This window comes from Streptomyces sp. ATexAB-D23 (genome assembly GCF_000373645.1).
Lineage (GTDB): Bacteria > Actinomycetota > Actinomycetes > Streptomycetales > Streptomycetaceae > Streptomyces > Streptomyces castrisilvae.
Genome location: NZ_KB892057.1, coordinates 21,399 through 43,935 on the forward strand (window position 1 = coordinate 21,399; position 22,537 = coordinate 43,935).

The 22,537-nt window shown below is 73.1% G+C and carries 22 protein-coding genes; 16 read left to right on the forward strand and 6 right to left on the reverse strand.

Features of this window, described 5'->3' with window-relative positions; all coding sequences use genetic code 11:
• Positions 1-146 precede the first annotated feature (146 nt).
• On the forward strand, positions 147-1,562 hold the full coding sequence (locus B082_RS0129890) for an aminotransferase class V-fold PLP-dependent enzyme (protein ID WP_018555469.1): 1,416 nt from the start codon (positions 147-149) through the stop codon (positions 1,560-1,562).
• A 73-nt stretch (positions 1,563-1,635) separates the two neighbouring features.
• Here the strand turns inward: B082_RS0129890 and B082_RS0129895 are convergent, their stop codons facing one another.
• The gene (locus tag B082_RS0129895; protein WP_018555470.1) at positions 1,636-1,917 is read right to left on the reverse strand and encodes an Lrp/AsnC family transcriptional regulator; all 282 of its coding nucleotides are present in this window, start codon (positions 1,915-1,917) and stop codon (positions 1,636-1,638) included.
• A 217-nt stretch (positions 1,918-2,134) separates the two neighbouring features.
• Positions 2,135-2,854: a rhomboid family intramembrane serine protease gene (locus B082_RS0129900; RefSeq protein WP_018555471.1), complete on the reverse strand. Its 720-nt coding sequence runs from the start codon at positions 2,852-2,854 to the stop codon at positions 2,135-2,137.
• 160 nt (positions 2,855-3,014) lie between these two features.
• Here B082_RS0129900 and B082_RS0129905 point away from each other — a divergent pair, with 160 nt between their 5' ends.
• From B082_RS0129905 to B082_RS0129925, 5 genes are all read left to right on the forward strand, one after another.
• Complete coding sequence (locus B082_RS0129905; RefSeq protein ID WP_018555472.1) at positions 3,015-3,257, forward strand: hypothetical protein; 243 nt, start codon at positions 3,015-3,017, stop codon at positions 3,255-3,257.
• A gap of 34 nt (positions 3,258-3,291) precedes the next feature.
• The gene (locus B082_RS0129910) at positions 3,292-4,653 is read left to right on the forward strand and encodes an NYN domain-containing protein (RefSeq protein ID WP_026250339.1); all 1,362 of its coding nucleotides are present in this window, start codon (positions 3,292-3,294) and stop codon (positions 4,651-4,653) included.
• Between the two features lie 286 nt (positions 4,654-4,939).
• A complete protein-coding gene (locus tag B082_RS0129915) occupies positions 4,940-5,965 on the forward strand; it encodes a C40 family peptidase (protein WP_026250340.1) in 1,026 nt (341 codons plus the stop codon).
• A 235-nt stretch (positions 5,966-6,200) separates the two neighbouring features.
• On the forward strand, positions 6,201-7,232 hold the full coding sequence (locus B082_RS0129920) for a C40 family peptidase (RefSeq protein ID WP_018555475.1): 1,032 nt from the start codon (positions 6,201-6,203) through the stop codon (positions 7,230-7,232).
• A 29-nt stretch (positions 7,233-7,261) separates the two neighbouring features.
• Positions 7,262-8,515 (forward strand): hypothetical protein, encoded by a 1,254-nt coding sequence (locus B082_RS0129925; RefSeq protein ID WP_018555476.1) that lies wholly within the window; start codon positions 7,262-7,264, stop codon positions 8,513-8,515.
• On the opposite strand, the gene B082_RS0129930 is transcribed toward B082_RS0129925, so the two are convergent.
• Positions 8,472-9,740: a glycosyltransferase family 87 protein gene (locus tag B082_RS0129930; protein WP_018555477.1), complete on the reverse strand. Its 1,269-nt coding sequence runs from the start codon at positions 9,738-9,740 to the stop codon at positions 8,472-8,474. The two genes, B082_RS0129925 and B082_RS0129930, sit on opposite strands and share 44 nt — an antisense overlap.
• A 101-nt stretch (positions 9,741-9,841) precedes the next feature.
• Between B082_RS0129930 and B082_RS0129935 the strand changes: the two genes are divergently transcribed.
• Complete coding sequence (locus B082_RS0129935) at positions 9,842-10,984, forward strand: glycosyltransferase family 4 protein (protein ID WP_018555478.1); 1,143 nt, start codon at positions 9,842-9,844, stop codon at positions 10,982-10,984.
• Positions 10,985-11,060: 76 nt separating this feature from the next.
• Here the strand turns inward: B082_RS0129935 and B082_RS0129940 are convergent, their stop codons facing one another.
• The gene (locus tag B082_RS0129940) at positions 11,061-12,857 is read right to left on the reverse strand and encodes an AMP-dependent synthetase/ligase (RefSeq protein ID WP_018555479.1); all 1,797 of its coding nucleotides are present in this window, start codon (positions 12,855-12,857) and stop codon (positions 11,061-11,063) included.
• A 277-nt stretch (positions 12,858-13,134) separates the two neighbouring features.
• Here B082_RS0129940 and B082_RS0129945 point away from each other — a divergent pair, with 277 nt between their 5' ends.
• The 6 genes from B082_RS0129945 to B082_RS0129970 all read left to right on the forward strand — a co-directional run bounded on the left by B082_RS0129945 (position 13,135) and on the right by B082_RS0129970 (position 18,115).
• Positions 13,135-13,938 carry a metallophosphoesterase family protein gene (locus tag B082_RS0129945; protein WP_086023949.1) on the forward strand — a complete coding sequence of 268 codons (804 nt, stop codon included), beginning with the start codon at positions 13,135-13,137 and terminating at the stop codon, positions 13,936-13,938.
• Between the two features lie 117 nt (positions 13,939-14,055).
• The gene (locus B082_RS0129950) at positions 14,056-14,505 is read left to right on the forward strand and encodes an SRPBCC family protein (RefSeq protein ID WP_018555481.1); all 450 of its coding nucleotides are present in this window, start codon (positions 14,056-14,058) and stop codon (positions 14,503-14,505) included.
• A gap of 5 nt (positions 14,506-14,510) precedes the next feature.
• Positions 14,511-15,719, forward strand: a complete 1,209-nt coding sequence (locus tag B082_RS0129955) for an ArsA family ATPase (RefSeq protein ID WP_018555482.1) — start codon at positions 14,511-14,513, stop codon at positions 15,717-15,719.
• Positions 15,720-15,799: 80 nt separating this feature from the next.
• Positions 15,800-16,258 carry a DUF5304 domain-containing protein gene (locus B082_RS0129960; RefSeq protein ID WP_018555483.1) on the forward strand — a complete coding sequence of 153 codons (459 nt, stop codon included), beginning with the start codon at positions 15,800-15,802 and terminating at the stop codon, positions 16,256-16,258.
• Positions 16,259-16,331: 73 nt separating this feature from the next.
• Positions 16,332-17,273: an ROK family glucokinase gene (locus B082_RS0129965; RefSeq protein WP_018555484.1), complete on the forward strand. Its 942-nt coding sequence runs from the start codon at positions 16,332-16,334 to the stop codon at positions 17,271-17,273.
• An 80-nt stretch (positions 17,274-17,353) separates the two neighbouring features.
• A complete protein-coding gene (locus tag B082_RS0129970; RefSeq protein ID WP_018555485.1) occupies positions 17,354-18,115 on the forward strand; it encodes an endonuclease/exonuclease/phosphatase family protein in 762 nt (253 codons plus the stop codon).
• Between the two features lie 10 nt (positions 18,116-18,125).
• Here the strand turns inward: B082_RS0129970 and B082_RS0129975 are convergent, their stop codons facing one another.
• Together B082_RS0129975 and B082_RS0129980 are read right to left on the reverse strand one after the other, a co-directional pair.
• Positions 18,126-18,818: a hypothetical protein gene (locus tag B082_RS0129975; protein WP_018555486.1), complete on the reverse strand. Its 693-nt coding sequence runs from the start codon at positions 18,816-18,818 to the stop codon at positions 18,126-18,128.
• Positions 18,811-19,587: an alpha/beta hydrolase gene (locus tag B082_RS0129980; RefSeq protein WP_018555487.1), complete on the reverse strand. Its 777-nt coding sequence runs from the start codon at positions 19,585-19,587 to the stop codon at positions 18,811-18,813. The genes B082_RS0129975 and B082_RS0129980 overlap by 8 nt, the downstream gene beginning before the upstream one ends.
• Before the next feature lie 208 nt (positions 19,588-19,795).
• Here B082_RS0129980 and B082_RS0129985 point away from each other — a divergent pair, with 208 nt between their 5' ends.
• The 3 genes from B082_RS0129985 to B082_RS0129995 are packed head-to-tail and all read left to right on the forward strand — an operon-like array spanning position 19,796 to position 22,491.
• Positions 19,796-20,533: a lysophospholipid acyltransferase family protein gene (locus B082_RS0129985; RefSeq protein ID WP_018555488.1), complete on the forward strand. Its 738-nt coding sequence runs from the start codon at positions 19,796-19,798 to the stop codon at positions 20,531-20,533.
• Between the two features lie 36 nt (positions 20,534-20,569).
• Entirely contained in the window at positions 20,570-21,802 is a 1,233-nt protein-coding gene (gene macS / locus B082_RS0129990) for a MacS family sensor histidine kinase (RefSeq protein WP_018555489.1), read from the forward strand.
• Positions 21,799-22,491, forward strand: a complete 693-nt coding sequence (locus B082_RS0129995) for a response regulator (RefSeq protein WP_018555490.1) — start codon at positions 21,799-21,801, stop codon at positions 22,489-22,491. The genes macS and B082_RS0129995 overlap by 4 nt, the downstream gene beginning before the upstream one ends.
• Positions 22,492-22,537 lie beyond the last annotated feature (46 nt).

Here is a 22,537-nt window from a genome sequence, read left to right on the forward strand (position 1 = left end):
ACCAGACGCCGCGGGCTGATCCACGAAGATCCGCCGGACAAGCCCCAGGGCCCTCGGCCCTGTTCCGCGTACCCCCCTCTCTCCACTCCGTGCTGCCGCGTATCCGCAGGCGCGCGGAATTCGCCTGCCTGTAACGGGAGTTCGTCATGTCTGTCTTCACCGCTGCCGCCGACCGGTCCCTTTGTGCGCCTCTGCCGGTTCTGGGCGAGGATGTCCTCGTCCCGCTGGTCACCGGGGGAGAGGTCGGGTACGCCGCGCTGGACTACGCCGCGAGTGCCCCGGCGCTGAAGCGGGTGTGGGACGACGTGGCCGCGTACGCCCCGTACTACGGCAGCGTCCACCGCGGGGCCGGTTACCTCTCGCAGCTGTCCACGGACCTCTTCGAGGGCAGCCGTGCCACGGTGGCCGAGTTCCTGGGCTGCCGCCCCGGTGACCAGGTGGTCTTCACCCGGTCGACCACCGATTCGCTGAACCTGCTGGCCGCCGCGCTGCCCGCCGACTGCCAGGTCTTCGTCTTCGAGACCGAGCACCACGCCTCGCTGCTGCCCTGGCGCGACGCCCGGGTGACGTACCTGAACGCCCCGCGCACCCCCGCCCAGGCCGTCGCCACCCTGGAGCGCGCCCTCGCCGACCGTGAGCCTTCCCCGAGCTCTCAGCTTGGTTCGAGCAGGGGAGGCCCCATTGGCCCCGCCCTGGTCTGCGTGACTGGTGCCTCCAACGTCACCGGCGAGCTGTGGCCCGTCGCGGAGCTGGCCGCCGCCGCGCACGCCCACGGCGCGAGGATCGTCCTGGACGCCGCCCAGCTCGCCCCGCACCACCCCCTCGACATCGCCGAACTGGACGTGGACTGGGTCGCCTTCTCCGGGCACAAGCTGTACGCGCCGTTCGGCTCGGGCGTCCTGGCCGGCCGCTCCGACTGGCTGTGCGACGCCGAGCCGTACCTCGCCGGCGGCGGCGCCTCCCGCAAGGTCGCCCGGCGCGCGGACGGCGGGGTCGACGTCGAGTGGCACACCACCGCAGCCCGACACGAGGCCGGTTCGCCCAACGTCATCGGCGTCTACTCCATCGCCTCCGCCTGCAAGGCGCTCACCGAGGCAGGCTTCGACCGGCTGGTCGCCCGTGAGCAGCACCTCGTCGGCGAGGTGCTCACCGGGCTCGCGGAGGTCCCCGAGGTCAAGGTGCTCTCGCTGTTCGGCGACGACGCCCCGCGGGTCGGCGTGATCTCGTTCGTGGTGGAGGGCTGGAACAGCTCCCACTTCGCCGCGGCCCTGTCCGCCGAGTACGGCATCGGGGTGCGCGACGGCCTCTTCTGCGCCCACCCGCTCGTGCGCACCCTGCTCGGCAGCGACCCGGGCGAGGCCGGCGAGTGCGGGGCACCGGAGGCCGAGCCGGGCGAGAGGTCACTCAACGCCATCCGGGTCAGCTTCGGCGCCGGTACGCCGGACGAGCACATCGAGCGGTTCCTGCGGGCGGTCCGGGAACTGGTGAGCGACGGGGCCCGCTGGAAGTACCGCACCGAGGACGGCCGCTGCGTCCCGGACCGGGGCGCAGCCCAGGTCTGACACGGGTCCGCGTGCGGCTGCGGCCGGGTACGGAGCCCCGTACCCGGCCGCAGCCGCGTGTGCGCGTACGTCCTTACGCGTCCAGACCGATGGAGAAGGCCGCCTCCAGGTCGTGCTGCGAGTACGTACGGAAGGCGACGTGGGTGTCGGTTCCCTCGACCCCGGGGATCTTGCTGATCCGGCCGGGGATGACCTCGGCGAGATCGTCGTGCTTGGACACCCGGACCATGGCGATCAGGTCGTAGGTACCGGTGACCGAGAAGACCTCGCTGACGCTGTCCAGCGCGGCGATGGCCTCGGCGATCTCGGGAATCCGGTCCACGCTGGTTTTGATGAGCACGATCGCGGTGATCACGGCTGGCTTTCTCCCTCGGTGGCCGTGGCTGGAGCCTTCACTCTAGTGCCGCGCCAGGAAATGTCCGCCCCGTCGCGACGCCCGGCACGCACTCGCGCCGCACCGGACGAGAGCCCGGGTACGTCCGGTACGAGGGCTTTTGGCCGGCACGCCGAGGAGTGGGGCCTCCCCTGTTCGAGCGAAGCCGGGAACTCGGGAACCGCCGGACGCCGCTCCTTCACGGGCAAACCTTGCCCGACGCGGCACCGGCCGCACGTCCGTACCGCGCCCAGGCGTAGAAGAACCCCGTGGCGAAGCCGACCACATGGGCCAGGTAGGCCACCCCCGGGCCGCTCCCCGCGCCCTCGGCGGCCAGCCACTGGAGGACGAACCAGAAGATCAGCACCATCCAGGCGGGGAAGCGCAGCGGCAGGAAGAGCAGGAACGGGAAGAGGCTGGTGACCCGGGCGCGGGGGAAGAGGTAGAGGAACGCCCCCAGCACCGCCGAGATCGCCCCCGACGCGCCGACGAGCGTCTGGTCGGACGTGGCGTGCGCCGCCGCGTAGGCGAGCAGGGCGAGATAGCCGCAGCCGAGGTAGAAGAGGGCGAACTCCGTGTGGCCCATGCGCTCCTCGGCCATCGCGCCGAACACGTACAGGAACAGCATGTTGCCGAGCAGGTGCAGCCAGCTGCCGTGGACGAAGAGCGCGGTGAACGGGGTCAGCACGGCGTGTGCGGAGCCGTCCCACAGTTCGCTCGGGATGACGCCCCACCGTTCGAAGTACCCCGCCTGGGCGGCGAGCAGGGCGTCCGCGCCGCCGCTCACCGGGACGAATCCGGAGAGCGGGCTGATGACGAACACCGCGCAGCACAGGGCGATGAGGGCGTACGTCACCGGCGGCCCGCCCGAAGTGGCCGCGCGCAGGAGCCTGCCGGCCGCACTCCGCCGATCGATCATGAACAGAGCATGGCGCAAGCGGAGCGAACCGGACAGACCGCCTCGCCGTGCCGGAGGGAAGCGCCGAGGCCGTAGGGTGACAGGTGGACATCCGCAGTTCGACGGCGCACCGCGAGACCCTTGTCCGGCAGCTCACGGCTCGACGAAAGAGGACGCACCGATGACGACCGTTCCCCAGCCGACCGACGCGACCCGCTGGCGCTGCACGCTCTGCGGAAACCTCACGCGATTCGACGTGACGCGCTCGTCCAAGGTCGTCGAGTACGTCCATCTCGACCTGGCCGGGGAGTCGAGCGTCGAGGAACGCGAGGTGGTCAGTGAGACCATCGAGTCGGTGCGCTGTCGTTGGTGCAACGCAGTGGACCAGATCGAGCTGGTTGACAGGCCGGGTGCCGACTCCTGACGGGGCCGTGCGGAGACACATGAGGTGACGGATGGTGGAGCAGCCCGCGGGCGGCGCCGCGTCGGCCGAAGGGGCCGACGACGCCGTGGAGGCGCTCGACCGCCCGCTGCCCGAAGGGGTACGGCGCCGGGTCGTCGCGCTGGTCTCGGACGCGTTCGGCGGTCTCACCGTGACCGAACTGCCCACCCAGCTGAGACAGTACGCCCGCTTCACGCCGTCCCGGCGTGCCAAGTTCGCCGGGAACGCGATGGCGGCCGCGGTCGCGGGCGACGCCGTGTTCCGCCGCCGTATCGGCGACCGGCTCCGGGAGGCCCAGCCGGAGCTGACGGACGCCCTGGAGGCCGGGGCGCCGCCCGCCGCAGCCGACCCGGTGGACGTGGCGGCGGCCGCCTATGTGCTGCGGCCCGACGGCTGGGTGAAGCTGGTCGCCGCGGCGGGCGAGGAGGTCCAGCGGGCCGACGCCGAGCGGGCCGACGAGGAGACCAGGCGCGAGCTGGAACGGCTGCGTGAGGAACTCGCCCTGGCCAGGGCCCAGACCAGGAGCGAGACGGAACGGCTCCGCGCCGAGCTGGAGGCGGCCCGCAAGGAGGCCGACTCCCTCCAGCGCAAGCTGCGCAGCGCGCTCAGCGAGGTCAAGCGCGGCGAGGCCGCGCTGCGCCGGGGCAGGGCCGAGACCGATGCCGTACGCGCCGAGGCGGCCGCGCAGGTCTCCGCGGCCGAGAGCGAGACCCGGCGGCTGCGGGCGAGGCTCGGGGAGGCCGAGGCGTCCGTCGAGGCGAGCCGCCGGGCCGCCCGCGAGGGGCGCTCGGTCGAGGACATGCGGCTGCGGCTGCTGCTGGACACGGTGCTCGAAGCGGCCGGCGGACTGCGGCGCGAACTGGCGCTGCCGCCCTCGTCGATGCGGCCGGCGGACAGTGTGGACGCGGTCGAGCCGGGCCGGATGTCGCCCAAGGACATCGCGGCCAGGGCGCTTTCGGAGACCGATCCGGCGCTGCTCGACCAGCTCCTCGCGCTGCCGCAGGCCCATATGATCGTGGACGGCTACAACGTCACCAAGACCGGCTATCCGCAGATGCCGCTGGAGAAGCAGCGGCTGCGGCTGCTCGGCGGCCTTTCGGTGCTGGCGGCGCGCACGGGCGCCGAGATGACCTGTGTGTTCGACGGGGCCGAACTGGCCGCTCCGGTGCTGCTCGCGCCGCCGCGCGGGGTGCGGGTGCTGTTCAGCAAGCCGGGTGTCACCGCCGACGAGCTCATCCGTCAACTGGCGCGCGCGGAACCGTCCGGGCGGCCGGTGGTCGTGGTCTCCACCGACCGCGAGGTGGCCGACGGAGTGGCGAAGGCGGGGGCCAGGCCCGTTGCGTCCGCCTTGCTCCTGAAGCGGCTTTCGCGGGTTTAGCGCACCTTGCGGTGACTTGTCGGAGGTTAGGGAACGGACCGTCAAGTCACCGCTACACCCGGTGGGGTGTGGGTAAAGAAGTGCCGTGTGTGACGAGATTTTGCCTGTGAGGATTTGAACTGATCACAAGATGGTCACTAGGGTCAGGCCTCGAACCTTCGCACGGTCGATCACCCATCCGGGGTGACGGCGAAGGAACCGCCGAGTCCGTGACGTGCACGGAGCCGGGGATTCACCTCCCCCCATTTGGCCCGGTAGGCGGCTCAGGAAGAAGGAGCTCGCCTTCGTGGCGTCCCACCGTCGTCCCAAGCAGCCGAGCCGCACTCGTGTGACCGTGCTCACCGCGACCGCGGCAGCGGCTGTGGCCCTGTCCTCCCAGGCCGCCCACGCCGACCCCAAGCCGACCAAGAGCGAGGTCAAGGCGAAGGTCGACAAGCTCTACCACGAGGCCGGGGCGGCCACCGAGCAGTACAACGGGGCCAAGGAGAAGCAGGAGAAGCTCGAGAAGCAGATCAGCGCGCTCCAGGACAAGGTGGCCCGCGGTCAGCAGGAGCTCAACTCGCTCCGCTCCGGCCTCGGCTCCCTCGCCGCCGCGCAGTACCGCTCCGGAGGCATCGACCCCTCCGTGCAGCTCTTCCTCTCCTCCGACCCGGACAGCTTCCTCGACCAGGCCTCCGCGCTCGACCAGCTGACGGCCAAGCAGACCGAGGCGCTGTCCAAGGTCCAGGAGAAGCAGCGGGCCCTCGCGCAGCAGCGCAAGGAGGCCCAGGACAAGCTCAGCGACCTCTCGGACGTCCGCAAGACGCTCGGCGAGAAGAAGAAGAAGCAGCAGGCGAAGCTCGCCGAAGCGCGCCGGCTGCTCAACAGCCTCACCGCTGCCGAGCGCGAGAAGATCCGCGAGGACGAGGCCCGCGCCAGCCGTGACGCCGGCACCCGCGTCGAGCTCGGCAACGAGGCCCCCGCCTCCGGTCTCGGCGCCGCCGCCCTCAACGCCGCCGCCACCCGGCTGGGCATGCCGTATGTCTCCACGGCGACCGGCCCCAACTCCTTCGACTGCTCGGGCCTGACGATGTGGGCCTACGCACAGGCCGGCGCCAACATCACCCGCACCACCTACACCCAGATCAACCAGGGAACCAGGATCGGGGTCAGCCAGCTGGCCCCCGGCGACCTGGTCTTCTTCAACGGCAACGAGCACGTGGGCCTCTACGCGGGCAACGGCCAGGTCCTGCACGCCCCGTACCCCGGCGCGTACGTCCGCTACGAGTCGATGAGCACCATCGGCAGCATCTACGGCGCGGTGCGCATCTGACCGCGCCCGAACGGGCGAATTCCCGCGCCCCGTACTGACGGCCGCCCCGCCGGAGACCACAGGTCACCGGCGGGGCGTCACTGTGTGTGCTCCCCGCCGCACCGGCGTGTCTTTGTCCGCTCCGTGATCACACGGTTACTGTCTGCCTGCTGTGCGGCTCCCGTGTGTCGGTCCGCCCGTCCGGGCGGCAGGGGCCGCGCGCGTCTGCGTACAGCGGAAGGGAGCGCGGCGTCCTGTGGGGTCCCATCGCCGTTCCACACAGCCCGGTGCCGGCCTCGGTGCCCGGGTCACCGTCCTGACGGCCGCCGCGGCGACCGCCGCCGCGACACTCGGCGCGGCCACCGCGAACGCCGAGCCGCAGGACACCCCGCAGACCGCCGGGGCCCGCGTCGACCGCCTCTACACGGAGGCCGAGCGCGCCACCGAGCAGTACAACAAGGCCGGCGAGGACGTGGCGCGGCTGCGCGGCGAGGTGAGCCGGGCGCAGGACCGCGCCGCCCGGGGCCAGGAGCGCATCAACCGCATGCGGGACGAACTCGGCTCGGCGGCCAGGGCGCAGTACCGTTCCGGCGGCATCGACCCCTCGCTCGCCCTGCTGCTCACCTCCGACCCCGACAGCTACCTCGACCGGGCCGCCGCCGTCGGCCGGGCCGACACCCGGCGCGCCACCGCCCTGGCCGAGCTGAGCAGGGCCCAGCGGGCACTGGCCCAGACCCGCGCCGAGGCCACCCGCTCGCTCGCCGGGCTGGAGCGCGGCCGGGAAGCCGTCAGCCGCCACAAGCGGACCGTCGCACGCAAGCTGTTCCAGGCCCGGCAGGTGCTGAAGTCGCTGCCCGGCCCCGAGCGGGCCGCCTTCGAACGGGCCTCGCGCGACAGCCGGGACATGACCGAGGGGCCCGTCACCGGTCTGCCCGCGGGCTCCTCACGGGCGGCGGCCGCCGTCCTCGCCGTCCACCGGGCGCTCGGCCGGCCGTACGTCTGGGGCGCGAACGGCCCCTCCGGCTTCGACTGCTCCGGGCTGATGCAGTGGGCCTACGCCCAGGCCGGGGTCAGCCTGCCGCGCACCTCCCAGGCCCAGCGGTACGCCGGCCGCATGGTGCCGCTGTCCGAGGCCCGCCCCGGCGACCTCGTCGCCTACCGCGCGGACGCCGGCCACATCGGCATGTACGTCGGGAACGGCCAGGTCATCCACGCCCCGTACCCCGGCGCCCCGGTCCGCTACGACCCCGTCGGCATGATGCCCGTCTCCTCGGTCACCCGCGTCTGACCGCACGGGACAGCCCTTACGCTCGTCATGTGGCGGATCAGGTGCGCACCGCGGAGCGGGCGCGTGGCGGACGGCGGCGGGCGGCGGGCGGCGTGCTCGCCGCGCTGCTGTGCGCGGCCGGCTGCTCCGCCCCGGCCGACCAGGCGCCGGACACCACCGCCCGCGGCATCCGCGCCACCCTGGACCGGCGCGCAGCCGCCGTGCTGCACCACGACGCGGCCGGCTACGCCGCCGTCGTCGCCCCGGACGCGACCGCCCTGCGCAGCGCCCAGCGCCGCGAGATCGCCCGGCTCGCGGACGTACCGCTCGGCTCCTGGACGTACGAGCTGACCGACCTGTCCGCGCACGGGAGCGACCGGGCCACCGCCGACGTCCGGCTCGGCTACCGGATCAGGGGCTACGACAGCGCTCCCGTCTCCGTCGACCGGATCATGGAGCTGGCCCGCGACCCCGGGGACGGCCGCTGGTACGTCACCGCGGACCGGGCCGCGGACGGCGGAGTCCGGCAGCTGTGGGAGCAGGGCGACATCGAGGTGGTGCGCGGGGCGCACAGCCTGGTGCTCGGCGTCGGCCGCTCGCGGGACGAGCTGGACGGGATCGCCGCCACCGCGGACGAGGCGGTCCCGGCCGTCTCCGCCGCCTGGCCGGAGCGGTGGGCCGGGCGTGTGGTGGTGCTGGTGCCGGACAGCGTGACGGAGATGGGCGAGCTGCTCGGGTCGCCCGCCGCGAACTACCGGGGCATAGCGGCCGTCACCACCGGCGAGACCGGCGGCTCGGGGAAGGCGCCCGCCGACCGGGTGATCGTCAACCCGGAGGCGTACGCACAGCTCGGCGACTTCGGGCAGCGCGTCGTCCTCACCCACGAGACCACCCATGTGGCCACCCGGAAGCGGACCTCGGCCGCCACCCCGACCTGGCTCTCCGAGGGCTTCGCGGACTGGGCGGCCTACCGCGACCAGGAGCGCACCGCCGAGGAGATCGCCCCGGAGCTGGCCGACGCCGTCCGGGCCGGCGACGGGCCCGCCGCACTGCCCGAGGACGAGGACTTCGCCTTCGCCGGTGAGGCGGGCCGGCTGGCGAAGGCGTACGAGGGCGGCTGGCTGGCCTGCGAGCTGATCGCCGGCCACTGGGGCGAGGCGAAGCTGTTCGCGTTCTACCGGGCCGTCGGCGCCCACCAGGGGCGGGACGGCGCGGTGGAGGAGGCCCTGCACGAGGTGCTGGGCACCACCCCGCAGGACTTCACCGCACGCTGGCGGGTGTATCTGCGGGACCGCCTCGGCTGAGGGCGGCAGCGGCTCCCGCTTCCCGCACACCGGGCTCCGCCTCCGGGGCCCGTACGGTGTCCCGCCACAGCCGTACGGCAGCGAGCACGGACGCGGCGACCAGCAGCCCGTTGCGCAGGAACATCAGGGTCACGCCCGTCGCGTCGCTCGTCACCACATGGACGAAGCCGACCGGGAACTCCAGCTGCGTGACGCCCGTGGCCACCACCACCAGGACGGCGGGCCACCCCATCCGGCTCTCGCGCAGCACCAGGCAGACCGCGGCGAGCCCGACCAGCCACAGCATGTACTGCGGGCTGATCACCCGGCTCGTCGTCGTGAACAGCAGCACCGCGGTGAACGCCGCGTCCGCCGGCGTACTCGGCCCGAACGCGCGCGCCCGCAGCCGCCACACCAGCAGCCAGCCGAACGCGGCCAGGCTCAGCCCCAGCGCCAGTGTGCTCACCAGACCCACGTGCGGGCCCAGGAACTCCAGCGAGCCGTAGTGCAGCTCCACCCGGCCCTCCCAGCCGAACTGCCGGGCCACATGGAAGTACAGCGCCCCCAGCGACTCGACCTCGGTGCCCCGGTCGCGCTGGAAGCCCAGGAACGCCAGCGACCCCGGAGCCGCCGCCGCGCACAGCGCCAGCAGCCCGGCCGCCACCCCGGCCGCCGTCGCCCACGCCAGCCGGGTCTGCCGCCCCCGGGCCGTCCCCGCGAGCAGCAGCGCGGGCCACACCTTCAGCAGCGCCCCGAACGCCGCCAGCGCCCCCAGTACCCGGGGACGGCGCAGCCCGGCCAGCAGCGCCGCCACCGCCACCGCCGTCACCATCACGTCGTACCGGGCGTACGCCGTCGTGCCGAGCAGCGGCACCCCCGCCACCCACACCCACACACCGGCCTGCCGCCGGCCCGCGCCGCTGCTCGCGCGCAGGAGCAGCCCCATGACCAGCGCGTCGCACAGGAACGCCAGGACGTAGAAGGCCGTGGCGTAGTCCAGGAACGGCAGCAGGGCGGGGGAGAGGATCGCCAGGGCCGCCACCGGCGGGTACTGCCAGGTGACGTCGGACTGCGGATAGGTGCCCGAGCGCAGCACGTCGTACCAGCCGTGGTAGATCACCGACACGTCACTCGTCACGTCGAGCCCCGGCGGGACGATCACCTTGCTCACCCAGAGCAGCAGCAGCGCCCTGCTCAGCGCCCACACCGCGAACGCCGCCGGACGTGTGCCGCTGGAACCCGTCATGACCTGTCTCACCCGTCCTGTTCGCCGTACGAGGAGCCATGATGCCCGTCCGGGCTGTGCGCGAGCCATCAGGCAGGGCCGGGCCGGTACTGTCGGCGGCGATGGACAAGACCTTGATCGTGACCAATGATTTCCCGCCCCGCCCCGGGGGCATCCAGGCGTTCCTGCACAACATGGCGCTGCGGCTGGACCCCGACCGGGTCGTCGTCTACGCCTCCACCTGGAAGCGCGGGGCCGAGGGCGAGGCCGCCACCGCCGCCTTCGACGCGGAGCAGCCCTTCACCGTGGTCCGCGACCGTACGACGATGCTGCTGCCGACCCCGCGCGTGACCCGGCGCGCCACCGAGCTGCTGCGCGGCCACGGCTGCTCGTCCGTCTGGTTCGGGGCCGCCGCCCCGCTCGGGCTGATGGGCCCGGCGCTGCGCGAGGCGGGCGCCCGGCGGCTGGTCGCCACCACACACGGCCACGAGGCCGGCTGGGCCCAGCTGCCCGCGTCCCGGCAGCTGCTGCGGCGCATCGGTGAGGGCACCGACACGCTCACCTACCTCGGCGAGTACACCCGCTCCCGGATCGCCGCCGCGCTCACCCCGGCCGCCGCCGGCCGCATGGTCCAGCTGCCGCCGGGCGTCGACGAGAAGACCTTCCACCCGGACTCCGGCGGCGACCTCGTGCGGGCCGGGCTCGGGCTCACCGACCGGCCGGTCGTGGTCTGCGTGTCCCGGCTGGTGCCCCGCAAGGGCCAGGACACCCTGATCCTCGCGATGCCCGCGATCCTGGCCGAGCATCCGGAGGCCGTCCTGCTGATCGTGGGCGGCGGGCCCTACGAGGGGCAGCTGCGCAAGCTCGCCGCGCGCACCGCAGTGGCGGACTCCGTGCGGTTCACCGGTCCCGTGCCCTGGGCGGAGCTGCCCGCGCACTACGGGGCCGGCGACGTCTTCGCGATGCCGTGCAGGACCCGGCGCGGCGGCCTCGACGTGGAGGGGCTGGGCATCGTCTACCTGGAGGCGTCCGCGACCGGGCTGCCGGTGGTGGCGGGCGACTCGGGCGGCGCCCCGGACGCGGTGCTCGACGGCGAGACGGGCTGGGTGGTGCGCGGCGGCTCGGCCGAAGAGGCGGCGGAGCGGATCAGCGCGCTGCTCGGCGACGCGGAGCTGCGGCGGCGGATGGGGGAGCGGGGCCGGGCCTGGGTCGAGGAGAAGTGGCGCTGGGACCTGCTGGCGCAGAGGCTCAAGGAGCTGCTCTGACACGGGGACGGGCCCGCACCGGAGGCGGTGCGGGCCCGTACGCGTCACGTGCTCAGGCACTCATGCGCTCAGGCGCTCACGAGCGGTAGAGCGACTCCACCTCGTCCGCGAAGTCCTTCGCCACCACGTTCCGCTTCAGCTTCAGCGAGGGCGTGATGTGGCCCGCCTCCTCCGTGAACTGGGCGCCCAGGACGCGGAACTTGCGTACGGACTCCGCCTTGGAGACCGCCGCGTTGCCGTCGTCCACCGCGCGCTGCACCTCGGCCAGCAGCTCCGGGTCCTCGCGCAGCGACAGGGCGGTCGAGCCGGCCGGCTTGCCGTGCTCCTCGGCCCAGCGGCCCAGGAACTCCTCGTCCAGCGTCACCAGCGCGCCGACGAACGGGCGGCCGTCGCCGACCACCATGCACTCCGCCACCAGGGCGTGGCCGCGGATGCGGTCCTCGATGACGGCGGGGGCGACGTTCTTGCCGCCGGCCGTGACGATGATCTCCTTCTTGCGGCCGGTGATCGCGAGGTAGCCGTCCTCGTCCAGGGTGCCGATGTCCCCGGTGTGGAACCAGCCGTCGGCCAGCGCCTCGGCGGTCGCCGCCTCGTTGTTCCAGTAGCCGGAGAACAGGTGCTCGCCGTGCAGCAGCACCTCGCCGTCGTCGGCGATCCGCACCACGGAGCCGGGCAGCGGCTGGCCGACCGTACCGATCTTCTGCCGGTCCCACGGGTTGAAGGCGGTCGCCGCGCACGTCTCGGTCAGGCCGTAGCCCTCCAGGACGGTGAAGCCGATGCCCCGGTAGAAGTGGCCGAGCCGCTCGCCGAGCGGGGCGCCGCCGGAGATCGCGTACTCGCCGCGCCCGCCGAGGACAGCCCGCAGCTTGCCGTAGACCAGCCGGTCGAAGACCTTGTGCTTGACCTTCAGGCCCATCGACGGGCCCTGCGGGGTGCCCAGCGCGCGGCTGTAGGCGATCGCCGTGTTCGCGGCACGGTCGAAGATCTTGCCCTTGCCGTCGCCCTGTGCCTTGGCGCGCGCCGCGTTGTAGACCTTCTCGAAGACGCGCGGCACACCGAGGATCAGCGTCGGCCGGAACGCGGCCAGTTCGTCGGTGAGGTTCTTGATGTCCGGTACGCAGCCGAGCTTGATCGGGGCCATCACCGAGGCCACCTCGACCAGGCGGCCGAAGACATGGGCGGCGGGCAGGAAGAGCAGGACGGAGCACTCGCCGGTCCGGAAGAGGGGCTTGAGACGCTCCACCACGTTGCCGCACTCCGCGAAGAAGCTGCGGTGCGTCAGCACACAGCCCTTGGGGCGGCCCGTGGTGCCCGAGGTGTAGACGATGGTGGCCGGGTCGTCGGCGCCGGCGGCGGCGCTGCGCAGGCCGACGGTCTCCTCGGAGACCTCCGCGCCCCCCGTCCGGAGCGCGTCGACGGCGCCCTTCTCGATCTGCCAGACGTGGCGCAGCTCCGGCAGCCGGTCGTGCACGGCGGCGACGGCCTCGGCGTGCGCGTCGCTCTCCACCAGGACCGCGACGGCCCCCGAGTCACCGAGGATCCACTGCACCTGCTCGGGGGAGCTGGTCTCGTAGACCGGGACGGTGACCGCGCCCGCGCTCCAGATCGCGAAGTCCAGCAGCACCCACTCGTATCGGGTGCGGGACATCAGGGCGACCCGGTCGCCGGGCTCGACGCCCGCGGCGATCAGACCCTTGGCGGCCGTCCGGACCTCGGCCAGGAACTGGGTGGCGGTGACGTCGGTCCAGACACCGGCCACTTTGCGGCTCATCACCGCGACATCGGGATGCTGAGCGGCATTGCGGCGGATGAGATCCGTCAGGTTGCCGTCCGAGGGAACCTCGTACAGGGCCGGAAGGCTGAACTCGCGCAAGACTGCTGCTCCTCATCGGGCTCCGGTGCCACGGCTCTGTGTGATGCACCGGCGCGGTCCAAGATGGCGGGTGCTCAGTGGGGTGAGCACGACTGGACTGCCCGGACGTTACCCACCAGTACTCGGTTCCGGATAGGGGGTTCCGGCCAGATGTCTTATGCGTCACACATATCGGTCGTTCTTTCGCGCACAGTAGTCCACCCGCGCGCGCACCCGGAAGTAACCGCAGGTCCGGGGCCTCTACCCAGGTGAGAGCGGTCGTCCTAGGCTGATCCGCATGCGAGCAGGAGTGAACAGCCGGGAGGCCGCCGGGCGGCGCACCCGCGTCCACGTGGTCAGCGACGTGCACGGCAACACCGAGGCGCTGGCCCGCGCCGGGGACGGCGCCGACGCTCTGGTCTGCCTGGGCGACCTGATCCTGTTCCTCGACTACGCCGACCACTCGCGCGGCATCTTCCCCGACCTCTTCGGCGTCGAGAACGCCGACCGGATCGTCGCCCTGCGCACCGCCCGCCGCTTCGACGAGGCCCGCGACTTCGGCCGCGCCCTGTGGCAGGGCATGGACCGGGACGCCGCGATCACCGGGGCGGTGCGCAGGCAGTACGCGGAGATGTTCGCCGCCCTGCCCACCCCGACCTACGCCACCTACGGCAACGTCGACGTCCCCGCCCTGTGGCCCGAGTACGCCGGCCCCGGCACCACCGTCCTGGACGGCGAGCGGGTCGAGATCGGCGGCCGGGTCTTCGGCTTCGTCGGCGGCGGCCTGCGCACGCCCATGCGCACCCCGTACGAGATCGGCGACGAGGAGTACGCCGCGAAGATCGAGGCGATCGGCGAGGTCGACGTGCTCTGCACCCACATCCCGCCCGAGGTGCCGGAGCTGGTCTACGACACCGTCGCGCGCCGCTTCGAGCGGGGCAGCCGGGCCCTGCTCGACGCCATCCACCGCACCCGCCCGCGCTACGCGCTTTTCGGCCATGTCCACCAGCCGCTGGTCCGCCGGATGCGCGTCGGCGCCACCGAGTGCGTGAACGTCGGCCACTTCGCCTCCACCGGCCGGCCCTGGGCACTGGAGTGGTGAGCCGCCCGGCCGGCCTCCCGGGCCCGGCCCTGGGACGGGCCGCCGGGTCCACGCGATAGCCTTCTGGCGGCAGGCCTCTGCCGACGTACCGGTACACCGCACTGGAGGGCCACAGCGATGGCTGAACACACCAGCTCGACGATCACGATCGAGGCGGCACCGGCCGACGTCATGGACGTGATCGCCGACTTCGACCGCTATCCGGAATGGACCGGCGAGGTCAAGGAGGCCGAGGTCATCGGCACCGACGAGCGCGGCCGCGCCGAGAAGGTCCGCCTCGTCCTCGACGCCGGCGCGATCAAGGACGACCACACCCTCGCCTACACCTGGATCGGCGACTACGAGGTCAGCTGGACCCTGGTCAAGTCGCAGATGCTCCGCGCCATCGACGGCTCCTACGCGCTCGCGCCGCTCGGCGACGGCGACCGCACCGAGGTCACCTACCGGCTCACCGTCGACGTCAAGATCCCGATGCTCGGCATGATCAAGCGCAAGGCCGAGAAGGTCATCATCGACCGGGCGCTCGCCGGCCTCAAGAAGCGCGTCGAGTCCGTCCCGAAGGGCTGAGCGGCGTGCGTACGGTCCTGGTCACCGGCCCCGGCGGAGCAGGCCGTACCACGCTCGCCGCGGCGACCGCGCTGGCCGCCGCCCGCGACGGCGCCCGCACCCTGCTGATCTCCGCCGACCCCATACCCGGCTTCCCCACCGCCACCGTGCCCGCCCCGGTCGCCGAGGGGCTGTGGTCCGTCCGGCTCGACTCCGGCGCCCACTTCCGCGGCGAACTGATCACGCTCCAGGAGCAGTTGTCCGGGGTGCTCGAACTGCTCGGCGGCAACCCGCTGGACGCCGAGGAGCTGACCGAACTCCCCGGCAGCGCCGAACTCGCCCTCCTGCACGCACTGCGCCGCGCCGCCCACGGGGACTGGTCCCACGAGGCGTACGACCTCCTCGTCGTCGACCTGCCACCCCTGCGCGAGGCCCTGGCCCTGCTCGCCCTGCCCGAGCAGCTGCGCCGCTACCTGCGCCGGCTGCTGCCCCAGGAGCGCCAGGCCGCCCGCGCCCTGCGCCCGATGCTCGCCCAGCTGGCCGGTGTGCCCATGCCGGCCCAGTGGCTGTACGAGGCCGCGGCCCGGCGCGATGCCGAACTGGCCCAGGTCCAGGCGCTGATCGAGGACCGCGCCACCACTCTGTGGCTGGTCGCCGAACCGGGCCCGGCCGCCGAGGACGCCCTGCGCACCGCCCGCACCGGACTCGCCCTGTACGGCCTGCGCACCGAAGCCCTGGTGGCCAACCGGGTGCTCCCCGGCCACTCGTCGGACCCGTTCTTCGCCGCGCTCGCCGCCCAGCAGGAGAAGACCCTCGGCCACTGGGGCGAGGAGGGGACCGCCCCGGTCCGGGTGGCACACCTCGGCCGCGACCCGCAGGGCCCCGGCGACCTCCTGGCCCTCGCCGGGCCGGACGGCGCGCTGACCGTCCCCGCGACCGGTGGCGAGGGCGGCAGGGCCGAGGACCCCTGGTGGATCGAGGAGGCCGGCGCCCCCGAAGAGCCGGAGGGCGACGGGATACTCCTCTGGTGCCTGCGGCTGCCCGGCGCCGTCAAGAAGGACCTCCAGCTCGTCCGGCGCGGCGGCGAACTCCTCCTGACCGTCGGCCCGTTCCACCGCATCGTGCCCCTGGAGCCCGCGCTGCGCCGCTGCACCGTGACCGGCGCGGCGCTCACCGACGGGGTGCTGCGGGTCCGTTTCACCCCCGATCCCGCACTGTGGCCCCGGACGGGCTGAACGGCGTACCACCGTTCGGGTACCGTCGAAGGTACGTGTCCGGAATGCCGGGCCGGCCATCCATGTCGCAGGAGTCCGCCATGAGCGAAGCCACCGATCGTCCCGTCGACGACGACGCGTGGGCCCAGGCCTGCGCCGAGGACCTCGCAGCCGAGAAGGCCCGCCGCCGCGCCGCGTACGGTCCGCCGCCCGGCTCCGCGGCCGAGGAGCTGCGCAAGCTGGTGGACGCCGTGGCCGACAAGCTCGGGTCGCTCCAGACGCCCCTGCTCGGCCTCGCCGCCCAGGGCGCCGTGCAGCAGGTCATCCAGCAGGCCAAGGCCGCAGTCGAGCCCGTCATCGAGCGCAATCCGGACGTTTTCGATCACATCGCGGCGGCCGGAAGCGAACTGCTCGCCGCCTACCGCTCGGCGGTCCAGAGCCAGGAGGGCCGCTGGACCCAGGGCGCGGGCGACCCCGCGGGCACGGAAAAGAAGGCGGACGACCCCTCCGACCCCCGCGACGAGGGGCCCGGAGCCGGCGAACACATCGACCTGGACTGACCGGCGCCGACAGGAGGAGGCCCGGCCTCGGGTACGGTTGGCTCAGCGGGGCTCGACCGAAACTGAGGGATTCATGGGACTCACCATCGGCGTCGATATCGGCGGCACGAAGATCGCAGCTGGAGTGGTCGACGAAGAGGGCCAGATCCTCTCGACCTTCAAGGTGTCGACCCCGCCGACGGCCGAAGGCATCGTGGACGCGATCGCGGCGGCGGTGTCCGGCGCGAGCGAGGGGCACCCGGTCGAAGCGGTCGGCATCGGCGCTGCCGGATACGTCGACGACAAGCGGGCCACGGTGCTGTTCGCACCCAACATCAACTGGCGCCACGAGCCGCTCAAGGACAAGGTCGAACAGCGCGTCGGCCTCCCCGTGGTCGTCGAGAACGACGCCAACGCGGCGGCCTGGGGCGAATACCGCTTCGGCGCCGGCCAGGGCCACGACGACGTCATCTGCATCACGCTGGGCACCGGCCTCGGCGGCGGCATCATCATCGGCAACAAGCTGCGCCGCGGACGCTTCGGCGTGGCCGCCGAGTTCGGCCACATCCGGGTCGTCCCGGACGGCCTGCTCTGCGGCTGCGGCAGCCAGGGCTGCTGGGAGCAGTACGCCTCCGGCCGCGCGCTCGTCAGGTACGCGAAGCAGCGTGCCAACGCCACCCCGGAGAACGCCACGATCCTGCTGGCGCTCGGTGACGGCACCGTCGAGGGCATCGAGGGCAAGCACATCAGCGAGGCCGCCCGTCAGGGCTGCCCGGTGGCCGTCGACTCGTTCCGCGAGCTGGCCCGCTGGGCCGGCTCCGGACTGGCCGACCTCGCCTCGCTGTTCGACCCGTCCGCGTTCATCGTCGGCGGCGGCGTGTCGGACGAGGGCGAGCTGGTCCTCGACCCGATCCGCAAGTCGTTCCGGCGCTGGCTGATCGGCGGCGAGTGGCGCCCGCACGCCCAGGTGCTCGCGGCCCAACTGGGCGGCAAGGCAGGGCTCGTGGGCGCGGCGGACCTGGCCCGCCAGGGCTGAGAGGCCCGCACGCAGCGAAACACCGGACGCCCGTCGCGCCCCTTCGGGGAGCGGCGGGCGTCCGGCATATCGTGAGCGGCATGGCCACGATGTCGCTGCCCGATTCCCGCACCGAGCAGGACGGCACCGCCGTCATCAGAGTGCTCAGCTACAACATCCGGTCGATGCGCGACGACCGCGCGGCCCTCGCCCGGGTCATCCGCGCCTGCGCCCCCGACCTGGTGCTCGTCCAGGAGGCGCCGCGGTTCTTCCGCTGGCGCAAGTACGCCGCCAGGCTCGCCGCCGCCACCGACCTGGTGGTCCTCGGCGGGGGCGCCACCGCCGCCGGGCCGCTGCTGCTGTGTTCGCTGCGGGCCACGGTGGAACGCACCGATGACATCCTGCTGCCGCGCACCCCGGGGCTGCACCGCCGGGGCTTCGCCACCGCCGTCGTCCGGTTCGCGGGCGCCCGGCTCGGGGTGGTGAGCTGCCACCTGAGCCTCCAGCGGCAGGAGCGGCTGGCCCAGGCGGAGCGGCTGATGGAGACCGTGGACGCGCTGGACGTGGAGCACGCCGTCGTCGCGGGCGACCTCAACGACGTACCGAGCGGGCGGTCCTTCCGGCGGCTGGCCGGGCGCTACCAGGACTGCTGGGAGGCGCGGCCGCAGGGCGGCGAGTACACCTTCCCCGCGCACGACCCGCGCCGGCGGCTCGATGCCGTCTTCGCGTCCGACGGCATCGAGGTGCTCGGCTGCGGGGTCCCGAGCGGGCTGCCCGGCGTACGCGACGCCGACCTGCGGGCGGCGACCGACCACCTGCCGGTGCTGGCCGCGCTGCGGGTGCCCGCGGCGCGGGCCGTCTGAGCCGTCCGGCTCAGACCACCGCGCCGCGGCCGGGGTCGTCGTCGTCCTCGTCGTCGGACTCCATCCGCGCCACCAGCGTCACGAAGCCGCCCAGGAAGCCGCCGACGCAGACCGTCGTCAGCCACCACGTCATCTCCCAGGACAGCAGCACCGCGAGCAGCATCAGCACCGGCCCGCCGACCACCGCGAGCCAGGCGAACTTCGCCGTGACATCGGCCTCCGGCAGCGGCGGCGGCTCCGGCGGCACGAAATGCCCCTCGTCGCTGTCGTCCGGGCCGGAGCCGGAGCCGGAGCCGGTGGGGGCGTCCGGGTCGGCCGGCGTGTAGTCGCGCGGGCCGACGCCCGGCGCGAAGACCACGGAGCTGCCGAGCGGCGGGTCCGGCTCGGGCTCCGGCTTGGGCGGCTTCTTGCCGAAGCCCTTGTCCGGGTCGAGTGCGGTCAGCGGCCCGTCACCCGGCAGAGCCAGGTCCTCGATCGAACGGAACGGCCGCGAACCCGGCGGGTCCGGCGGCTCCTGTCCGTACCCCGCGACGATGGCCTGCCAGGCGGCCTCCTCGTCGATCGGCTTCTCCGCCTCGCCGCCGGCCGGTGCGGCCGGGGCGTCGGACACCGCGGCGGTGCCGCCGTCGGCCGCCGCCCCCTCGGCGGCGATCGGCTCGCGTTCCTCGTCGCTGCCCGCGCGTTCCGCGTCGTGCTCAGCCACTGGACGTGCCCCCCTTCTTCACACTCGGAGCGAGGCGGTCGATGAACGCATGGCTCTCCTCGAAGATCCGCTTCGCATCATGGTCCAACGTCGCCACGTGGTAGCTCTGTTCCAGCAGGATCTCCCGGACATCCGTCGAGGAGACCCGGCTCAGGACGCGGGCCGAGTCGGCGGGCGGCACCACATGGTCCTGCGGGCTGTGCAGCAGCAGGAGCGGCTGGGTCACCTGGGGCAGATCGCCGTCGACCAGCCGGAAGAACGTACGCACCGAATGCGCCGCGTGCAGCGGCACCCGGTCGTACCCCACCTCCTTCGCCCCCCGCAACGCGATGTCGCTGACCAGACCCTTCGTCGTCGGCACCAGATGGCGGACCACCGGCAGCGCGTGGGCGGCCAGACCGTGCACCTTGTTGGCCGGGTTGACGAGGACCAGGCCACTGACCGCGTCCCCGTGCTTCGCCGCCAGCCGCAGCGCCAGCGCACCACCCATGGAGAGCCCGAAGACGAACACCCGCGCGCAGCACTCCAGCAGTGCGCGCAGCTCCCGGTCCACCTCCGCGTACCAGTCCTGCCACCCGGTCACCTGCATGTCCTGCCAGCGGGTGCCGTGTCCGGGCAGCAGCGGGAGCGAGACCGTCAGGCCCTGCTCGGCCAGATACTCGGCCCAGGGGCGCAGCGACTGCGGGGAACCGGTGAATCCGTGACAGAGGAGGACGCCGACCTCTCCGCCCTCGTGGCGGAACGGCTCGGCTCCGGGAAGGACCGGCACCAAGATCTCCTGTTCGTGAGGCTCGCGGGGAGCGAAAGGGGGGAGTGCGGAAGGATTACTTCACCGTACGCGACCGGGCCGACACCGACCAGGGCCGTCACCGCCCGGGGCGCGGGCACCCCGTCCGCGCCAGGAGGGAAGACGGGACACGGCGGGTTAAGGTCTGTCGGACAGCACACAGGAGGCACCCGAGTTGATCTACGGCGCTATGAAGTTCTCCATCGGCGGGTCCCTGAAGCTCGCCTTCAGGCCGTGGGTGGAGGGCCTGGAGAACATCCCCGAGCGGGGGCCCGCGATCCTCGCCAGCAACCATCTGTCGTTCTCCGACTCCTTCTTCCTGCCTGCCGTGCTTGACCGCAAGGTCACCTTCATCGCGAAGGCCGAGTACTTCACCGCGCCCGGCGTCAAGGGCAAGCTCACCGCCGCGTTCTTCAAGGGCGTCGGCCAGCTCCCCGTGGACCGCTCGGGCGCGCGCGGCGCCGGCGAGGCGGCGATCCGGGCGGGCATCGAGGTCATCGAGAGCGGCGGCCTCTTCGGCATCTACCCCGAGGGCACCCGCTCGCCCGACGGCCGGCTCTACCGGGGCAAGCCCGGCGGGCTCGCCCGGGTCGCGCTCGCCACCGGGGCGCCGGTCGTCCCCGTCGCGATGATCGACACGGAGAAGATCCAGCCGCCCGGCCAGGTGATGCCGAAGCTGATGCGCCCCGGTATCCGCATCGGCAAGCCGCTCGACTTCAGCCGCTACCACGGCATGGAGGGCGACCGTTTCATCCTGCGCTCCGTCACCGACGAGGTGATGTACGAGATCATGAAGCTCTCGGGCCAGGAGTACGTCGACATCTACGCGACCGCGGCCAAGCGGCAGATCGCCGACGAGGCCAAGCGGCGGGCCGAAGCCGCGAAGAGGACACCGTCGGGCACGGAGGCGGACCGCGACGGCGCCTGAGGGCGCACCGGTCCGCCGGGGGTGGGGGAGGACAGCATGGTCAAGCGCGTACGCGTGGTACGGATGTCGGTCGAGCAGCCGCTGTGGCGCGCCCTGTCGGCGTACCGCGTCCTGACGATGCTCTACGCGGTCCTGCTCGCCGCCTTCGCCCGGCACGACTACGAACGGCCCTGGATAGCGATCACCTTCCTGTCGCTGATGTCCGTCTGGACGCTCGCCACCCTGCCGAAGGTGGGCAGCGCCGCCGCCTGCACCAGACGCTTCCTCGGCGCCGACCTGGCCATCGCCCTCACCGGCATCATCGTCACCCCGCTCGCCGATCTCCAGGCCCAGCACGTCGACGGACCGACCCTGCCGTCCATCTGGACCGCGGGCTCCGTCCTGGCCTTCGCGATCAAGGGCGGCTGGCGCTGGGCCGGCTTCGCCTCCAGCCTCGTCGCCGTCGCCAACCTCATCGAGCGCGGCGAGCCCAGCCGCGACACCCTGCACAACGTGATGCTGGTCTGGGTCGCCTCCATCGCCATCGGGTACGTCGTGGAGGTCGCCCGCGCCAGTGAGCGCACCCTCGCCCGTGCTCTGGAGATCGAGGCCGCCACGCGCGAACGGGAGCGGCTGGCCCGGGACATCCACGACGGCGTGCTCCAGGTCCTCGCGATGGTGCAGCGGCGCGGCGCCGCGCTCGGCGGGGAGGCCGCGGAGCTGGGCCGGATGGCCGGGGAGCAGGAGGTGGCCCTGCGCACCCTGGTCTCCAGCGGCCTGGTGCCACCGACCCGGGTCTCCGAGGACGCCTCCGAGGGCGCCGTCGTCCGCACCGTCGACACGGACGACGACGAGCCGGGCGACGCGGACGGCGGCGAGCGCGATCTGCGTACGCTGCTCACCCCGCACGCCGGCTCCCGGGTCAGCTTCGCGGAGCCGGGCGCCCCGGTGCTGCTGCCCGCCCCGGCGGCGGCGGAACTGGCGGCGGCCGTCGGCGCGGCCCTGGACAATGTCCGGGCGCACGCGGGGGAGAACGCCCAGGCGTGGATCCTGCTGGAGGACTGGCCGCACGAGGTGATCGTGACGGTCCGGGACGACGGCCCCGGCATCCCCGAGGGGCGCCTCGCGCAGGCCGAGGGTGAGGGCCGGCTCGGCGTCGCCCTGTCGATCCGCGGGCGGCTGCGCGACCTGGGCGGTACGGCAGAGCTGATCTCGGTGCCCGGCCAGGGCACCGAAGTCGAATTGAAGGTTCCGAAGGTTTCACGGGGGAAGGCGGGTTCGGTCCGATGAGCGCGACACACGAAGAGGGCACCGGGCAGCGGGCGATCAGGGTGATGGTGGTCGACGACCACCCGATGTGGCGCGACGCCGTCGCCCGGGACCTCGCCGAGGCGGGCTTCGACGTGGTGGCGACCGCCGGCGACGGGCCGCAGGCCGTCCGCCGGGCCGGAGCCGTCACCCCCGACGTCCTGGTCCTCGACCTCAACCTGCCCGGCCTGCCCGGGGTCCAGGTCTGCAAGACCCTCGTCGGCGCGCAGCCCGGCCTGCGGGTCCTGGTGCTCTCCGCCAGCGGTGAGCACGCCGACGTCCTGGAGGCGGTCAAGTCCGGCGCCACCGGCTACCTGATGAAGTCGGCGAGCACCCAGGAGCTGACCGACGCCGTCCGCCGCACCGCCGCGGGCGACGCCGTCTTCACGCCGGGCCTCGCCGGTCTGGTGCTCGGCGAGTACCGCAGGCTGGCCTCCGAACCGGCCCCGGCCGCCTCCGACGAGCCGAAGGCCCCCGAGCTGACCGAGCGGGAGACCGAGGTGCTGCGGCTGGTGGCCAAGGGGCTCTCGTACAAGCAGATCGCCGAGCGGCTCGTCATCTCGCACCGCACCGTCCAGAACCACGTCCAGAACACCCTGGGCAAGCTCCAGCTGCACAACAGGGTCGAGCTGGTGCGGTACGCCATAGAGCGCGGTCTGGACGACGCCTGAGCGGCGGGGCCGGGCGCGCGGCCGTATATTCGCGATGACCGGCCGC